We start from the raw sequence: 15,949 nt of genomic DNA, 5'->3' as shown, positions 1-15,949 counted from the left end.
TTAGACACCAAGATTGCGGCTCTCGATTTCGCGTTTCAGCATATCCCGCCATTCGGCCCAATCTGAATAAATGTCTGTCCCGTAGTAAACTCCGTCTTGTTCGAATTGCTGAAACAGGCTCTTTTGGTCGTCTGATAGACTCGCATCGTGCTGGAAAGCTCTTTCGACAGCACGGTAGCATTCCGAGATGTAGCTATCTGAGACCTTCGCCAACATTTCTTCGACTTGTTTTTTATCCGGCATTGCACCCTCCTCGTTAAATGACTTTGATTTTGCCGGTGACCGCCTCGTTTATAAGGCTGGACTTGAATTCCTTGAGAACGGCGATCTGGCCTTCTTTGAGGCGTACGGCATCGCCGATCTGTTCGGACAAGTTGTTGATGTGCAAGACGATCGCGCCTTGTTCAGTAAGTGGGGGAAGCGCAACCGATATAGCGCCAAAATCATCTGTATATAGCCGCATGAAGCCGGAAGAACCGGTTCCGAGACCTCGCGATGCGTTTCGGAACTGCTCTCCCATGACCCCGGTCTTGAAGAGCTGGAGAAAAAAATCCCCGCTTGCACGCGGAGCGATGTCAAAGATGGCGTAGTCTGGGCTGACAATTCCGCTGGATGTGACTATCCCAAAAATTCCGATGGATGCCCTCATCCGGTTCATCACAAGCTGCCCAGCAAAGACCTTCTTGTAGTCTTTCAGCGCGTCTGCACCGATAGGTTTGTCTGAAACATCGTTATGTGGGACGAGGCCCTCGTTCATCCGCAGAGACAGCAGTGTTTCTGCGCCGGTCGTCGACCTGTCGTTACGCTCTCGGAACAGTCGCTTTAGCGGCACGACGCCCCAATTGGCAGGAATTTGTCCGATCCATTCGATGCCGCTATCCTTCATGGGCGCGTTGGGGTTCAGGCCGCGGGTAACAGCCTGGTGGATCAGGATTTGCCGCCGCTCGCGCAGGAGCGCGATCTGCTCTTCCTCGATCCGCACGGCCTCGTTCACCTTGGCGCATTTCTCATCCAAAAATGCTACGATGGCGCGCTGTTCCGGCGGCGAAGGGATCGGCAGTCGCAGGTATTTGAAGTCGTCATAGGACAGATTCTGTCGCAGTCCGGACCCAAGCGCGTAAAACACCTTCTTCACGTCATAGGAATGAAGAAGGTAGTGCAGAAACACCGGGTCAATTTCGGCCTTGGGCCGCAAATTGATGTAGGCCGATGTGATGATGCCTTTGTCCTTCGCCAGTCCGGTGCGGAGGCTGGTCGTGTCGTTCTGAAGGTCGGTGCCCCGAATGATGATGTCGCCAGGTTGGACGACCTGATAGGTCTCAAAGCTCTCTGGCACCAGCCCGGTCAGCTTGTCCTCATCCTTCACAATCACCCGGCCATAGCTGAGGGAAAGCACCGTGCTTTCCTTCATGCCGGTGTTCCTGTCCCTATTTTCATAGAGACACTGGCGGCCAGGCTCGACGAGCCATTGGTCCGGCACATCTCCGATCCACTCCACGCCGCTGTCCTTGTAGCTGTCATAGGTTGGCCAGGTGGCAAGTGTCATCACGCCGCCTCCGACAGGTCGGCGGGTTTTAGCCCGAGGATATCGGCGATCAGGCCATCGGCCTTTTGCTCCAGCGCCAGAATGTCCCGCGTCACGTCATCAAGGCTGCGCAGCGGTTTGTGGCGGTAGAAATGCTTGTTGAAGCTGATCTCATATCCGATTTTGATTGTGTCGAGGTTGATCCAGGCCTCGCGCACATGCGGCTTCACCTCGGCCGTGAAATAGCGGTGGATGCTATCCTTCAGCGGCACTGCCTCGCTATCACGCAAATCGGCGCTACTCTCGTATGTGAGCCAGCTGCCATCAGGCTGAATGTAAAGGCCGAAGTCGCCAAGTTCGTCGATATGACAACCAAATCGTGCTGCCACATCCTCCAGCTCCACCTTGGTAAACCGCTTGACGCTGTCGATCACCTTTTCTGCGTCGTCTGCATACCAGCTGACGGCGTTTAAGATCGCGTTCTTCTCCGTCGCGGTCAGCTTGATCTTGCGGGCCCTCAGGGCTTTGCTGACGTGTTCTCGGAAGGCGTTGAAATCAGCCGTCTCCTCGGTGCCCACGTCCTGCATCAGATGATAGCTGACTTCAATCAGCTCTCGTTGCCGCAGCCAGAGTCCTGGGTCGGCAAGCTTGGCGCGTTGTTTTGCGTTGAGCGCGATCTCCCGTTCTTCGCACCAGGATTGAATTGCCTTGGCCTGTGACTTCAGGAACCCAGGCTCATACACCTTGTCGCCATGCTCAGCCCACAGATGTTCCATTGGCTCGCGCAGAGACTTGTCGAAGCGCAGAGATTCTAGCCGTTCCGCGCTGAATTGGGCGCGACGACGGTCAGGCCGTTCGACGGTGACCTTGTGATAGCCGAAATCGGTGTTGTCGAAAATCTGCACCGCGATGCCGGTCGGGTCGCCGTCCGCATCAAGTTGGCGTTCTACCGGCTGGAAGGCCGTGTAGGCGGCAATTATGTCTTCGATATGCCCCGGCGCGAATTCGCAGTTCTTGTCGCCGAGGTTCTTGCGGAGCTTGCGGTACATCAGGTTGGCGTCAATCAGCTGCACGCGGCCTCGTCGTGCCTCGGGCTTGGTGTTGGTCACCAGCCAGATGTAGGTGGTGATGCCGGTGTTGTAGAAAAGGTTGTTGGGCAGCTGGATGATGGTGTCTAGCATGTCCCTTTCTATGATGTAGCGGCGAATGTTGGATTCGCCGCTGCCAGCATCGCCCGTGAACAGGCTGGAGCCGTTGTGAACGCTGGCAATGCGCGAACCGATGGCGCTGTTTGCGATGGGCTTCATCTTGCCCACCATTTCCATCAGAAAGAGGAGCTGGCCGTCGCTGGAGCGTGGCGTGGCGTCGACGGTTTCCTTGTTACCCCAATAGTCGGTCAGCTCGACTTGAAATCGCGGGTCGATAACATCCTTGCCATCCTTGATGTACTTGAGCTCGCTGCTCCAGCTCTTGCCATAGGGCGGATTCGACAGCATGAAGTCGAAGCGATGGCCCGAGAACTCATCTGTCGAGAGGGTGGAGCCGACCTTGATATTCTCGGGGTTGTTTCCCTTGATCATCATATCGGATTTGCAGATGGCATACGTCTCGTCGTTGATTTCCTTGCCGTAAAGATACACGTCGCCCTTGGCCGCGATGGGCCCCTCGAGGTCCTTGATATAGTTCTGGGCCTCGGTCAGCATGCCGCCGCTACCACAGGCCGGATCGTAGATGGTCATGACCGGCGGCAATTGGTTGTTGATCGGATCGAAGATGAGGTGAGTCATCAATTGGATCACCTCGCGCGGAGTGAAGTGCTCTCCAGCTTCCTCGTTGTTCTCTTCGTTGAACTTCCGGATCAACTCTTCAAAGACATAGCCCATGCCCAGATTCGACAGGCCAGGCATGATGTTGCCATCGGGGTCTTCGACGTTTTGTGGCGTCAGATTGATGTACGGAGAGATGAACTTCTCGAGCACGTCCAGCAACACCTGCTTGTTTGCCATGTGTCGCATCTGGTCTAGCAGCTTGAAGCGGCCGATGATCTCCTTGACGTTTTCGCTGAAACCGCCGAGGTACTCCTCAACGTTCGCCAACAGAATCTGCTGATTGTTCGTGGCGGTCGCGTGGAGCTGCTTCAGCGTCCATTTACTGGTGTTGTAGAAAACGTATCCGGATGCGGCCGTAAGCGGCGCATCGTCCAGTTCCGTTGATTTCATCTCTTCGCGTTGGAAGCGAACTTCCTCAAGAATGGCCGCCTTGGTGGGTTCAAGCAGAGTGTCGAGGCGACGGAGTACGACCATCGGAAGGATGACGTCACGATATTTACCGCGGACGTAGACATCGCGGAGGCAGTCGTCCGCGATAGACCAGATGAAGGATACGAGCTTGTTATGGGTGGCGTGATTCATGGTGTGTAGTTCAGCTTTTTGTGTTGCTGGCGCAAAGTACAGGCCAAATCTTTAAATTGAGTCCAGTGGATTGCCTCAGGTATCATGCGGAATGTTTCCGCATGATAGGGGTTAGAGCGTTAGGTTCGAAAGACGGTACAGGAGTTTCTCGAATTTTATCGACCTGCCGTCGGATGCGCGATCTTAGAGGACCGCGTCTAGTGAAATCCGCCCGATAGCCCGTCACTTCTTTGGTCGCAATATGTTTGTCTCCGAGCAAATGACGATCTTGCGAGCACCACGTGTCAATGCCACGTAGAGGTCCTGGGCACTGAACGTTGAGGTGTCCAACAGAACAGCCACGTCCGCTTCAAGCCCTTTCAACAAAAGGGTGCTGCCCACAGCACGTCCTTTTATCTCACGACCGATCACTCTCTGTTGTTCGCGAACCGCGATCGCAAGCTCGTGAAATTCCTCTGCGTCGGAGCAAGAATTTAAGGTTCTGAGGCACGCAGATAAGAGTGCTGGCCGGTGCGGTCGTACCCCCGGCTGTTTGTTGATCTCGACGAGTAGCGCGTTAGCCTTGGATGGGGTGGGACTGCCTGCAAAATCCAAGGCGGCTTGCTCCGCATCAGTTACGGGTTTCGAAGCTGTCCCTTTGCCCAAGGATTTCAGTCTTGTTTTCATCGAGCTTGCGTCCACGCCCGTCATCACAGTGGCAGCAAAGTCGATCAGTTCTTCAGTGGCCTCCGCACCGTCGAACGCAAACGACGCGGCAAAATCGACGAAATCCGACAAATCCACACTTTCGACGACGACCGCTCCCGGAGTGTGTCGAGCGACATTCTGCTGTCGTCGTTTGTCCTTTCCGCTGCACAAAATCAATATCGAGCCGGCCCTTACGGGAGAGGCGGTTCGCGCGGCTTTTAACAAGGTAGCGGAGTCCGATGAGCCGGATATCTTTACCCATTCCACTTGTTCAGGTGCCGCCGTCAGATCAATGGGAGAACCCTCACGAAGGAGCGGGCGGATATCGAGTAGCCACTGACCGAGTTCATTACAGCCGACGTTGTTCCAGCGATGGGGGGTATCCAGCTCGCCGATCAAAGGAAAAAAATTCAGGACCTCGGTCCAGTCCACCTTAGGGCCGGACCAACCAAATATGCACTGCAAATCATCCCCTAATACGCAAGTCGGAACGAGTTCAGCCATGGCCATGACGATGTCGTGCTGTGGCTTCATGCAATCCTGGTACTCGTCGACGAGAAGGCGCGAGTAGGTCGCCTTCAAGACATCATCGAGATGTCCGCCTTTCAAAAGCGCTAGAGTATGGGTCTTGATAGCGGTGTAATCGCTCCCAGGAGACCTCAGTTCAGTTATCTTGGGGTCGTGTCCGCTCCGGGTTGGGAACGTGGAGATCAGGTGCAGCGCCCACCCGTCAATGGTCGCGAGGCGATACTTTCGCGCGGGTATTTGCAGAGCATTTAGCCGCTTTTTTAAGGCCGCGACACCCGCGTTTGTATGGGTCATCACAAGGATAGGCTTGTTGTCATCGTGCCGGGCGAGAGTAGATACAATCAAATGCGTCTTGCCACATCCAGCGGGAGCACTCACGCATCCGCGATGTATCGACAATAGATCAGGTATCGCTGCCGTCATTTGACCACCCAGGTCAAAATCGATTGAACGACAGTTCTGAACGGTGGGTCGAACTCCTTGAATTTGGGCGCGATCACATCGCGAGCGAGGGATTCCATACGCCCGATGTCTTTGAACCAGCCCTTCTTGCCTCCCGCAGCTTTGGCGATCCACCCTTTTTGCTGAAGGGTCAGGCAACCCACGTCGGCCAGCGCTTTAGCGTTCTCGAGGGTTAGCTGGCCGCCAGAGGCTGTCCTGATCTTCCCGTCTATCGACGACTCGTCATCTGGGTTCAACTCGACGGCGGCTTCTAGTATCGCCAAGACGGTTGCGTCTGAGGCCGAGCAGATAATGGCATCCTCGATCGACTGGCCAGCAGCCCAGTGAAACAGCTCGCCGCCATTATCCGTAAAGAGCTTCGCCTCCGCCGCTGGGATCGTTCGGTCATTGTCGATGAAAATCGCGACGCGGTAGCCAAGTGATTGGAAAGACGCCGCGCGCTCGAACGGCCGGGTCTCAGACCCCCCGTCGCAGTCAAGCAGCGATACTCCTGCGGCGTCTACAGATTCCTTGCCCTTGACCTCGATACGAAACAGATCGATTCCTCGAATGAAACCGATCTCGGTCTTGCCTTCGCAAATCATAACGGATTTCGCGAGGAACGCGTTTGAGGTGGCACGTAGCGCCCCTTGGGCATCGGCGGGAACAGCAAGCACATGTGTGTGCCCCAGCGCCTTGTCATGCCGAACGACGTGTACCTGCCCGTGGGAAAGCTCCTGCAAAACTATCGGCGAGTGCGATGTTGCAAAAACCTGAACGCTTGGCATCTTGTCTTTCGAGCCCAACGATTTCAGGAAGCGGACGATCCGATGAGGTTCGAGTCCGATTTCGATTTCATCGACAAGGGCAATTGACGTTGCCTTGGAAGCTTCCTTGTGCAGGCCCGCGGTGAGCAATCGTTTGGACCCGGTGCCCATTCCACGCAAGGGAATTCCCGTATCGTCATGTAGGGAGATCGTTCCAGAGCCAAACGTGACAGAGTGGATGTCGAGCATCGCCGTGGCAGTCGCTCCCACCGAAATGCCGAGGCTTTTGGCTGTCGTATTCACGATTTCGATGGCGTCAGTGAGCTGGCCCTTTGCCTTACCGCCGAACGCTGTCCGAGCGTCACGGGCGGCTGCCGACAAGACGCCGGACGTGTCCGGTTTTTCGTCGGACAGCTTGTTGAGCAACGATCCACGCCGCCATGCGAGATGCGTATCGCCGAGCGCTCCCAATCTCATGGGCGACAACCGTTCGCGATCAGCCCACTTGAGGTCGCGCTCCAATCCCTTGGCGGCTGCTCTCGTGGATTCGAGCGTCCAAACGGGTTCGAGGTCTTGGGCGACCGTCAGTTTGAGACACAGCACAGTCTCCAAACCTTTACCCGGCTCCTCGTCCAGATCGCCCAAGGTCGCATTATAGCCTCGAAGGAAGTCTCCGTATGCGTCAAGCTTCTTGAGGTCGTCTTCAAGCGCGCCCAGCACGACCGTGATTGTGATCGGTTCCGCTATATCCAGATTGTGAAAATCGGCATCGGTAAAGGTGGCGACGCGTCTTGCCCCAAGGCATAGGTCAACGGCGTCCAAAATGGATGTCTTCCCGGAATCGCCAGGTCCGATAAGGCAATTAAATCCGGGGCCCGGCATCCATGAGAGATGTTTGATGCCCCGGAAATTGCGGATGTCTATTTTTCGTATGGTCGGCATCGTCCACCGGTCGTATCTGACATTTCGCTGTGGTTAGGCCTCAGCTCGCTAATGCGACTCAGGCGCGCAAGCGCCGATGATCACTAAACATCCGATGGCGTCAACGTGGGGCTGCGGGCTTGGGCTGGGGGAAGAGTTGAAGTGGCTGTGCGAATACTCCGATCACACTCCTCGCGCCTGAGCAAGCTCCTCGCAAACGACTCGCTGTCATAACGAACGCCTTTAGCGCCACGCCAAGCGGGCGATCCTTATGCCATGCCAAACCGATCACCGGAGGCGGCAGCCCCTCGATACGCTTCGAGTACTTCTCGTCATTTGGTCCGAGATCGGTGGTCATCACAGTCGCGAGCGCCGCTAGCTCACCTGTGCCAGCGAGCGACTGCCAGCCGATGTCGCTGCCGACATCGAGGCGATGGCGCAGGCCAAAAACTGCTACAAGTCGTTGCGCGGGCGGTGAGGCTCTACCTCAAAGGCAGGTTATCCGCAGATGAGCACTCTCCGGGCGCAGAGGTGAAAGTCGCGGCGTCTTCATAGATTCTTTCGCCGCCGCTCTCGAGTTGATATCTCAGGTTGAGAACCGCATCAAATAATCATAGCTTCCCCCAGTTCTGACAGCCGAGGGGAGATCAATGCAGGTAATCTACGCTGGCCGTGCGGGCGGAAGAAGCGCGCCAACTACTCCTCTTGGCGAAGGTGATGTCCTTGAACTGCTTGATAACAACTGGAATGACTTCGGTTACGAGACGACCTTCAATACAGCCTGCCGCATCAACGGGGAAATCTTCCACCTCGGCCTGCTTAAAATTCTTTTTACCGGGACGCACGTCAGTCGGGCTTTATTGAAGGACCGGTTGGAAAACGGTTGGGATGGTTCATTTCCCATAGCTGATATCTCGTACACATCTGTCCCGATTGAAGTAAGCTTCTATGCGCAGCTGGTCAGCAATCTAGGTGAAGAGACTGCCACGTCGGTAGCGGTAGCTTTGAGAGACGCCAGTTATCTGGTGAATGTAAAGCATGACCCAGGTGCATTGCATCTCTCTATCACTCCCGGCTTTGGTACTTCGCTTCAGAGAGAGCGCGGTGAACAGCAGAGCTTCGCTAATGGCTGGAAAATCTTCGCGAATGAAGTGATCGCCGTAAACAATCTTGAATTCCGGTTTGTCGACGCTGCGGAAAACCTGCAAGACATCCGTTTCAATTTCCAGCCGACAACTCTTTTGCCAAGCGACATCAACATTCTAATTGGACCCAACGGCGTTGGGAAATCGCGACTTCTTCACCAAATCGTTGAGGATTGGATCGAGGATCGCGACAAGATCGAAGACGGCCCCGGCTTTCTGTCACGCCCGAACCTAAGTCAGATCGTCCTGCTTTCCTACAGCCCGTTCGAGAATTTCCCAGTAAGAGTCGAAGGCAGCAATCGCCAAGACACCGACGTTTACCGCTATTTTGGCCTGCGGGATTCAAATGAACCGTCGTCGTCTACTCTCAGCCTAGATACGCCGAAGAGAGCCACCGCCTTTTCACTTCTGGCATGTGCCATCGACGACATCCGCTTCCGATCAATGCAAACCTGGGCGAAAAAGGTTGCAACAGCCGAGAAAGTCCTGCGGACAGCGTTCGATTTCGATTTCGCAGCGCTTGAAGTTCAAAGCGATACCGATGCGATCTATTCGGACAATACCGACGGAGCTGTTTTCGACGATGCGGAGGGGAAGCGGTTTGTGCGTTTATCGCCGTCAGACCTTCGATACCTTCATACTCAGTCACTCATCGAGAACCTGATCGCACAAAGTGGGGTCGCGTTTTTCAAAAACGGCACTGCCTTGATGCTGAGCTCAGGCCAAAGGCTTTTTTCTTACATCGTCATCAATCTTCTGGGCGTGATGCGACGCAACAGCCTGATTTTGATTGATGAGCCGGAATTGTTTCTTCACCCAAATCTGGAGATACAGCTCATAGAAATGCTGAAGGAAATTCTCAGGGAATTCAGCTCGAAAGCCCTTTTCGCTACGCACTCGATAGTAACAGTTCGGGAAGTCCCTGCCGACTGCGTCCATGTCTTCGCAAGGACCGATGAGGGGATCGCGATCAAGACGCCGCCTTTTCAAACCTTCGGTGGCGATATTCAACGTATCACCTCGTATGTGTTCGGTGACCGGGCGGTGTCCAAACCTTTCGAAGCATGGATCGACGAGCAGTTGCAGGAGCACTCGGCTGCCGACCTGATCAACATGCTTCGGGATCAGCTGAACGAAGAAATGATCATCCAGATTGCCGCAAAGGGCCGCCAATAGTGGTCCATCCTTTAGCGCCTCCAGATTTCGATAGCGTCGAACTTATCAATGAAGTTGTTGCGGAACGACAAGGTGGCGTGAACGCTGCCTACTTCACTGGACGCGCGCAAGAGTGGGCGGAACGTGTCCAAGGTTACGTTCACGGCGGAGGATCGCCTGCGGAAGTTCCCGTCTGGCCCGAGATCGAAGACCGTAAGACTACATTTATCGGCCTCTACACCCATCCGGCGGAAGACTCGGCACAGGGCGCGGTCCTCGACGCGCTCCGGGCTCACAGACTTACATTTTGTCCCGCCTGTGGCGAGATGGGCAAACCGAACACGCTCGATCATTTTCTGCCAAAGAGGAAGTATCCTCACTTCGCCATCGTGCCCCACAATCTCTTCCCGATGTGTGACGCGTGTCAGGGCAAAAAGCTGGAGAAGACTGGCGATGAGGACGCTCCGAAATTCTTCATCCATCCGTATTTTGATCGCTTCACGTCGCCGCGCGTCGTGAAGCTGGCGATAGACCCTCCCTACGATACCCCAACATTCACTATCGGTCCCAGCGAAGACCTTCTGGAACATGAAAGGACGCTTGTGGCTGTTCACCTCCGTGAACTCGCCATAGAAGTGAGGTTCACTCATTTTTTTCGCGAAGAATATATTCGCCTTCTACGGTTGATGCAGGACGCGAGAGACGGCGGACAGAATTGCGCCGCACTGTTGGCCCTCTTCAGGGGGCACGCGAATTCCATTTCACCGAATTCGTGGCAGCACATCTTTTATGACAGCGTGCTGAACAATCCTGATCTCGTGGATTACTTGGCGACGGCTGATTTGCCTGAGCTCCTTTGAGGATGTCCGGATGATCAGTATGCGACGGCAGTTTCCGTTGGAACGGCACTGACCAGGCGAGTGTCAAGGTCGCAAGATGGGCGGACATGGTGTTTTGCGGCACGTCCATGAGCCGGGCGAGCTCTCCCGCCGGAATGCCATCCGGTTCCGACTTCACGAGAAGCCGAAAGGTTTCGAGTCTAGTCGTCTGGGCGAGTGTGGCCAGCGCCGCGATAGCGTTCTTCGATTCCATACCTCCAGAAGAATGGATGTATAAGCGTCTAATACGCACCCTTTTGGAAAGGTCGGTTAGTCGACGAGATGAGCTGTTTATCGTCTCCTGGGCCACCTGGATGCATTTTGAGTGCATTAATTATGCCGGGCCCGAGCAACCCATTATCACGTTTCCGTGATGCGTCTTAGAAGTTGAAGTCTTCGCTTGAAAACGATTTTCAAAGCGGAGTCTTCGGTAGGCACTAATTCAAGACCCCAAGTAACTGATTATGTAAAGGATTTTCGCTTAAACGATATGACGCTGCAGGGCCGTTTGATCATCGTTGATTCGACTATTTAAGGCAACGTCAAATTGTGTCACCGTTGGTTCGTAGATCAGAAGTCAAGCGCAGGATGAGATCGTGGACTTCCTGATTGGTGACAATAGTGAAGGGAGCGACGTGTGAAGAACCGTGACGGACATATCCCGATTCCTCCAATAGGCTCATTTCGAAAACAATCGCTTCTGGAAAACTTCCACTCGCAGCCGAGGGTGCCATGCTCGATCCAGACCAAGACGAGCGGCTGCTGGACTGTCACGACACTCTTCATATCGGACGTGCGAGTGACGGATATAGAGGTTCGCGCTCTGCGAACCGGGCTGGCGGACGCAACGATAGGCGCTCTATTTCAAAAAGTGACTAGAACCTTGCCGACTGTGAAGGGACGGGCCCATGGCAAAGGATAGAAAGCATAACGGTTCGAAGTCGGACATTGTTTTGCCCGAAGGACCGGTATCGCAGCGGCGAGGGTCAGTGGCAGAGCGGCGGCGATTACTGAAGGGCACGGCTGCGGGGAACACTACTGTCACACTAACGCAGTTGCGGGTGGCTGCCTATTGCCGAGTTTCTACGGGAGAGAGTGTTGCCAGCAATCTGTCTATTCCCGACCAAGAGCGATACATGCGAAAGTTCGCCGAAGATAGAAATTGGCAACTGATCAAAGTATATAAGGAAGAGGGACGGAGCGCCAAAACTATAAATCGGCCGGTTTTTAAAGAAATGATCGAAGAGTTGCTCAACGGAAAGCTTAAAATCAAGAAATTACTTGTGTACCATACCGCAAGGTTTTCCAGGAGAATGCGTGATTTCGATGAATACGAAAGTCTACTTTATGAAAATGGCATCGAGGTAATATTTACAACCCAGCAGTTTTCCAGGGACATTGGCGGATTCATCGGCAAGGCTGGTTCGACGCTTTTCGATGAGGTGCACTCTCGGAAAACTGCTGAGGACACCAGCCGGACGATGACGGAGCTGGCGCTGGGCGGCTTTTACGTGGGGGGAGTACTTCCACTTGGCTATAAGGCGGTGCCGTTAGAGTCTAACCCATTGCGCAAGATCATTGTGATCAATGAGGAAGAACGACCTCTCGTGCGCCGTATTTTCGACATGGCGTTATACGGCACGTCTGGCAGTGGCCCGATGGGAATGAAGGCCATTGCCATGAAGCTCAACGAGGAAGGCTGCTGGCCGCGTCGGGTCAAGCGATGGAACAAGACCCATATTCACAGGTTGGTGACCAACCCGATTTACAAAGGGACCAAGCTCTACAACGAGTGCGCACAAGATGAACAGTGGCTTAGCCGCCCAGCAGAGCTGATAACCATACCCGTCCCCCCAATAGTGACTCCCGAGGAGTTTGATGCACTGGCGGAGCAGTTGCAAAGAAAAGACCCTCGGAAAGGCGGCACATCCAAGGCGTTCTCGAGCCCCCTTTTGTTGTCGGGAATTGCGTTTTGTGCGTGCGGTGCACACATGACCTTGTCCACAGGCAGGAACCGTTTCGGACAAACGTATCGGTACTACCATTGCGGCAGCGAAGACCGAACGGGGAAAATCGATTGCGATGGACCACGGGTTCCCGAATCGACGCTCGATCAGATGGTTATCGACTCCGTTGTCACTCATGTGCTCGAGCCGCGACGCATACGAACGTTGCTGGAAAAGCTGAGGGAGCAGTTTATCTCCGAAGAACTTCAGCGGGAAGGGCATGCACAGGCTCTGCGAGATCGTCTCAAAGAGGCCGAGCTGGCTTTCGAGAACGTTTATACCATCGCAAAGTATTCACCCAACCTAGCGAACGAACCATTGATCCTTGGTGAGCGCAACGAATGGCCCACGGCTTTCGTGATTTGACTAAATAGGTTTCTGGCTTTCTGGCTCTCGGTCAGAACTTCTGCTTTGCCCGCTTCGGCATAAAATAGGTTCGGATATTGACGAGTGCTTCGGCGACGGCAGCAGCATCCTGGTGGGTCGCTTTCCGTTTTACCTCGCCGAGCTTGCGGATCGGCGCAATGATATCCCCAGTGACGGCATGACCTCGAAGGACAGGCTGCCAAAGCCTTGGCGCGTGTCGTGTTCCAATGAGAAAGCAGATGTCCCAATCAAATGGATCAAGGGTCTGATCATCGATCTGGGTGAACCTTGGCCGGTGGTCTTTCGGTCTCTCGGAAAGGCTTGCAGATATCCGATTATACTCTGCAACGATCGTCTGCACGGCCCGATGTTCGGTTGTTTCCATCGGCAGGTTTAGGGCATCCGGGCCGGTCAGTTCCGGGATCCATTGCCGTGGGTCGATGAACCTGGGGCCGATGATGAGGGCCGTAAGATAACCATCGAGTCTGCTCATTGACCAGATAGGCGATGGCGGACGACGTCTCCTGATAAAGGCTTCGAATGCGTCGTCATCGAGCTTCGGTCGCGGCGTCATCTCCTGGCTGTTCTGTGTCATGCCGCTTGTCGCTCCTGCTGTGTCATCGCTTCGCGTTCCGCCTTCCAGGCCCAAGGCAAAAGGCTCTCCATCTCGTTGGCTTTCACTTTGCCGGAGATGATGCGCTCCAGCACATCGGCAAGCCAGACGTCGGGGTCCACGCCGTTAAGCTTTGCCGTGTTCACGAGCGATGCCAGGACAGCGAAGGTCTTTCCACCCCGCTCGTTGCCCACGAATAATGAGTTCTTTCTCGTCAAAGCCACGGATTTCATGGAACGCTCGACGACATTGGAGTCCACCTCGATCCGGCCATCCTCTAGAAAGGCTGTCAATCCGCTCCAGTGGTTGAGCATGTAAGTGACTGCCTTGCCAAGTGCCGATTTCGACGACACCTCGTCGCTCAGTTCGGTGAGATGGACCTTCAGTTCTCTCATGATGGGAGCTGCCTCACGACGCCTGCCGCTAAGCCGGGTATCTTCATCTTCCCCTCGTAGTTTTGCTTCGATGCGATAGATTTCGGCAATCCTGGCAAGGATCGACAAGGCCTCCGAAGAGCCGGTCAGTTTGACGACGTCAACGAACTTTCGCCGTGCATGAGCGAGGCAGAAGGCCAGCCGCATGGGGGCAACGTTGCTCTTGCCGCGTCGTTTGACCATGGTTTTATAGGCTTGATATCCATCAACCTGAAGCACGCCGGCGAACGACGACAGTTGCCCCTCGATCTCGCGAGCGCTGCGGCTTTCGGCAAAAATGTAGGCCACCGCCGGCGGCGCCGGACCGTTCCATGGCCGATCGTCAACCGCTTGTGCCCATAACTGGCAGACCTTGGTTCGTTTGCGCCCCGGATCGAGGCGCGGAAGTGGCGTCTCGTCACAGAACACCCTCGGCTGCGAGCGGATGAAGGCGGTGAGTGCATCGTAGAGAAGTTCGAGCCACCAGGCGACCCGCGTGACCCATGCCCCGAGCGTACCGCGATCAATGATGACGCCGCAGGAGGCCAGCATCTGCGCCTGGCGATGCAGCGGCAAATGCCAGGCAAACTTCGAAACGGCGACATGGGCTGCAAACGCCGTGGTCACCATGCCGCCGTCCATGATGCGTGCTGGTGCGGGTGCTTGCACGATGCCACTCTCGCAAGCCCGGCATGCATAGCGTGGCCGGATCGTCCGTTTCACCCGGACTACTGCAGGCACGATGTCGAGCGCCTCGCTGACATCAGTGCCGATGCAATGAAGTTCGAACGAACAGCAGGGGCAAGTCTTGCTCGCTGGCTCGATGAGCTCGTCATAACGCGGAAGGTGTTTCGGCAAACGGCCGATATTGCGGGCTGGCGATCGCCGTGCCTGCGTTTTGTCTTCATCGACCGGCGCGACATCGTCATTGGCAGCAACGGGAATGTCGCCTAGATCGCCAAGATCGAGCATTGCCTGCGTTGGATCGATCGTCGTCATCTTCTCCGATTTCGTCCCGAAGAGCTGGCGCTCAAGGAAGGCAACGCGCGCCTTGAGATCGGCATTCTCTTCGTCGAGCGAGAGAATGATCCGGGTCAATTGCGCAGCATCCTGGGGCAAGGGATCGGGTCGAAGCGGCATGACAGACCCTACCACACGGGTCTGAATCTTCAAGCAAAACCAATAGGATCAGCCTGCTTTTGAGGGCCTCCTCACCGCGTTTCGTTTGACGCGCGTCCAGTCAATGCCGGCCAGCAAAAGCGAGAACTCCTGGGCACTCATCTGCATAGCGCCATCGCGGATCGGAGGCCAAACGAACTTGCCCGCCTCCAACCACTTCGTCGCTAGGATCATGCCTGATCCGTCCCAATAAATGCAGCGAAGCCGATCAAGACGCTTGGCGCGGAACACGAACACGTCGCCACAATAGGGATCGGCCGCAAGGGCTGACGCCACCAAAGCTACCAGGCCATTCATGCCGCGCCGGAAGTCGACGGGTTGCGTCGCAACCATGATCTTCACGCCATTTGGCGAAACTCCGATCACCGGCGCCCTCGCAACGCCGCTACCATCGCCTGCGCCAGTTCAGGCGCTACCGAGCCGATGACCGTCATGCGTGCGCCCGCAATCTCGATCTCAATTCGGCCAGCGAGAACCTCTGGGGCATTCGATGGCGAGCCTTCGTGTCGTGCGCCATCCCCAACCACTGTCACCGGCACGAACACGGCAGGCGGCAAACTAGTCTTTGCCGACCGTTGAGAGGTTAGTCCGGCTTCCCGTCGCCACACATTCAGCAAGCCGCGATTGACGCCCCAGCGCCTCGCAACAGCCGAAATGTTCACTTCAGGTTCTGCGCTCTCCGCGAGAATCCGCGCCTTCTCCTCGTCAGTCCAATTCCGCCGCTGCCGCCGACCGGTGATCACCTCGATCCGCCGATACTTTCCCTCATGCCTGGCTTCATGCATGCCTTCATCCATGACTTCAAGCATGGCATCAGCGCGATCTCCAACCATCCCGGTCCACTCCTATCAATGATAGAGCTTATCTCGAGGCCTCATTCACAAAAGAAAAGGTGGGCTGTTCGTCGCGCTCAC

12 protein-coding genes and 1 pseudogene are annotated in these 15,949 nt (G+C 55.4%); 3 read left to right on the top strand and 10 right to left on the bottom strand.

Going from position 1 to position 15,949, the window contains the following annotated elements; translation table 11 throughout:
• From AS026_RS02465 to AS026_RS02445, 5 genes are all read right to left on the bottom strand, one after another.
• The gene (locus tag AS026_RS02465) at positions 1-243 is read right to left on the bottom strand and encodes a hypothetical protein (RefSeq protein WP_062368571.1); all 243 of its coding nucleotides are present in this window, start codon (positions 241-243) and stop codon (positions 1-3) included.
• A gap of 13 nt (positions 244-256) precedes the next feature.
• Positions 257-1,546 carry a restriction endonuclease subunit S gene (locus AS026_RS02460; protein WP_062368570.1) on the bottom strand — a complete coding sequence of 430 codons (1,290 nt, stop codon included), beginning with the start codon at positions 1,544-1,546 and terminating at the stop codon, positions 257-259.
• Entirely contained in the window at positions 1,546-3,936 is a 2,391-nt protein-coding gene (locus AS026_RS02455; RefSeq protein WP_062368569.1) for a type I restriction-modification system subunit M, read from the bottom strand. The genes AS026_RS02460 and AS026_RS02455 overlap by 1 nt, the downstream gene beginning before the upstream one ends.
• Before the next feature lie 222 nt (positions 3,937-4,158).
• Positions 4,159-5,574 (bottom strand): UvrD-helicase domain-containing protein, encoded by a 1,416-nt coding sequence (locus tag AS026_RS02450; RefSeq protein ID WP_062368568.1) that lies wholly within the window; start codon positions 5,572-5,574, stop codon positions 4,159-4,161.
• The gene (locus tag AS026_RS02445; RefSeq protein ID WP_063805893.1) at positions 5,571-7,301 is read right to left on the bottom strand and encodes an ATP-dependent nuclease; all 1,731 of its coding nucleotides are present in this window, start codon (positions 7,299-7,301) and stop codon (positions 5,571-5,573) included. The genes AS026_RS02450 and AS026_RS02445 overlap by 4 nt, the downstream gene beginning before the upstream one ends.
• A gap of 629 nt (positions 7,302-7,930) precedes the next feature.
• Here AS026_RS02445 and AS026_RS02440 point away from each other — a divergent pair.
• Together AS026_RS02440 and AS026_RS42200 are read left to right on the top strand one after the other, a co-directional pair.
• Complete coding sequence (locus tag AS026_RS02440) at positions 7,931-9,601, top strand: AAA family ATPase (protein ID WP_062368566.1); 1,671 nt, start codon at positions 7,931-7,933, stop codon at positions 9,599-9,601.
• Between the two features lie 77 nt (positions 9,602-9,678).
• A complete protein-coding gene (locus tag AS026_RS42200) occupies positions 9,679-10,440 on the top strand; it encodes an HNH endonuclease (protein WP_167354880.1) in 762 nt (253 codons plus the stop codon).
• A 60-nt stretch (positions 10,441-10,500) separates the two neighbouring features.
• On the opposite strand, the pseudogene AS026_RS39075 reads toward AS026_RS42200, so the two are convergent.
• Positions 10,501-10,672 (bottom strand): annotated as a pseudogene (locus AS026_RS39075) (ArsR/SmtB family transcription factor); the annotation flags it as partial.
• Positions 10,673-11,366: 694 nt separating this feature from the next.
• Between AS026_RS39075 and AS026_RS02425 the strand changes: the two are divergent.
• Entirely contained in the window at positions 11,367-12,830 is a 1,464-nt protein-coding gene (locus AS026_RS02425; protein WP_062368563.1) for a recombinase family protein, read from the top strand.
• Positions 12,831-12,861: 31 nt separating this feature from the next.
• Here AS026_RS02425 and AS026_RS02420 read toward each other — a convergent pair whose 3' ends face one another.
• The 4 genes from AS026_RS02420 to tnpA are packed head-to-tail and all read right to left on the bottom strand — an operon-like array spanning position 12,862 to position 15,868.
• Positions 12,862-13,425 carry a UPF0149 family protein gene (locus tag AS026_RS02420; RefSeq protein ID WP_062368490.1) on the bottom strand — a complete coding sequence of 188 codons (564 nt, stop codon included), beginning with the start codon at positions 13,423-13,425 and terminating at the stop codon, positions 12,862-12,864.
• Complete coding sequence (gene tnpC, locus AS026_RS02415; protein WP_028749712.1) at positions 13,422-14,996, bottom strand: IS66 family transposase; 1,575 nt, start codon at positions 14,994-14,996, stop codon at positions 13,422-13,424. The genes AS026_RS02420 and tnpC overlap by 4 nt, the downstream gene beginning before the upstream one ends.
• Before the next feature lie 48 nt (positions 14,997-15,044).
• A complete protein-coding gene (tnpB, locus tag AS026_RS02410) occupies positions 15,045-15,401 on the bottom strand; it encodes an IS66 family insertion sequence element accessory protein TnpB (protein WP_028749713.1) in 357 nt (118 codons plus the stop codon).
• The gene (gene tnpA / locus AS026_RS02405) at positions 15,398-15,868 is read right to left on the bottom strand and encodes an IS66-like element accessory protein TnpA (RefSeq protein ID WP_062368489.1); all 471 of its coding nucleotides are present in this window, start codon (positions 15,866-15,868) and stop codon (positions 15,398-15,400) included. The genes tnpB and tnpA overlap by 4 nt, the downstream gene beginning before the upstream one ends.
• Positions 15,869-15,949 lie beyond the last annotated feature (81 nt).

Origin of the sequence: Rhizobium altiplani, from assembly GCF_001542405.1 — a bacterium.
GTDB classification, from domain to species: Bacteria; Pseudomonadota; Alphaproteobacteria; order Rhizobiales; family Rhizobiaceae; genus Rhizobium; species Rhizobium altiplani.
Note: the sequence above shows the minus strand (reverse complement) of the source record. Positions and strands in the feature narration are given on the sequence as shown.

What these genes read in the sequence shown, in the direction of transcription:
- AS026_RS02465 (WP_062368571.1), bottom strand. Translation starts at nt 243, where the DNA reads ATGCCGGATAAAAAACAAGTCGAAGAAATGTTGGCGAAGGTCTCAGAT.
- AS026_RS02460 (WP_062368570.1), bottom strand. Translation starts at nt 1,546, where the DNA reads ATGACACTTGCCACCTGGCCAACCTATGACAGCTACAAGGACAGCGGC.
- AS026_RS02455 (WP_062368569.1), bottom strand. Translation starts at nt 3,936, where the DNA reads ATGAATCACGCCACCCATAACAAGCTCGTATCCTTCATCTGGTCTATC.
- AS026_RS02450 (WP_062368568.1), bottom strand. Translation starts at nt 5,574, where the DNA reads ATGACGGCAGCGATACCTGATCTATTGTCGATACATCGCGGATGCGTG.
- AS026_RS02445 (WP_063805893.1), bottom strand. Translation starts at nt 7,301, where the DNA reads ATGCCGACCATACGAAAAATAGACATCCGCAATTTCCGGGGCATCAAA.
- AS026_RS02440 (WP_062368566.1), top strand. Translation starts at nt 7,931, where the DNA reads ATGCAGGTAATCTACGCTGGCCGTGCGGGCGGAAGAAGCGCGCCAACT.
- AS026_RS02425 (WP_062368563.1), top strand. Translation starts at nt 11,367, where the DNA reads ATGGCAAAGGATAGAAAGCATAACGGTTCGAAGTCGGACATTGTTTTG.
- AS026_RS02420 (WP_062368490.1), bottom strand. Translation starts at nt 13,425, where the DNA reads ATGACACAGAACAGCCAGGAGATGACGCCGCGACCGAAGCTCGATGAC.
- tnpC (WP_028749712.1), bottom strand. Translation starts at nt 14,996, where the DNA reads ATGCCGCTTCGACCCGATCCCTTGCCCCAGGATGCTGCGCAATTGACC.
- tnpA (WP_062368489.1), bottom strand. Translation starts at nt 15,868, where the DNA reads ATGGTTGGAGATCGCGCTGATGCCATGCTTGAAGTCATGGATGAAGGC.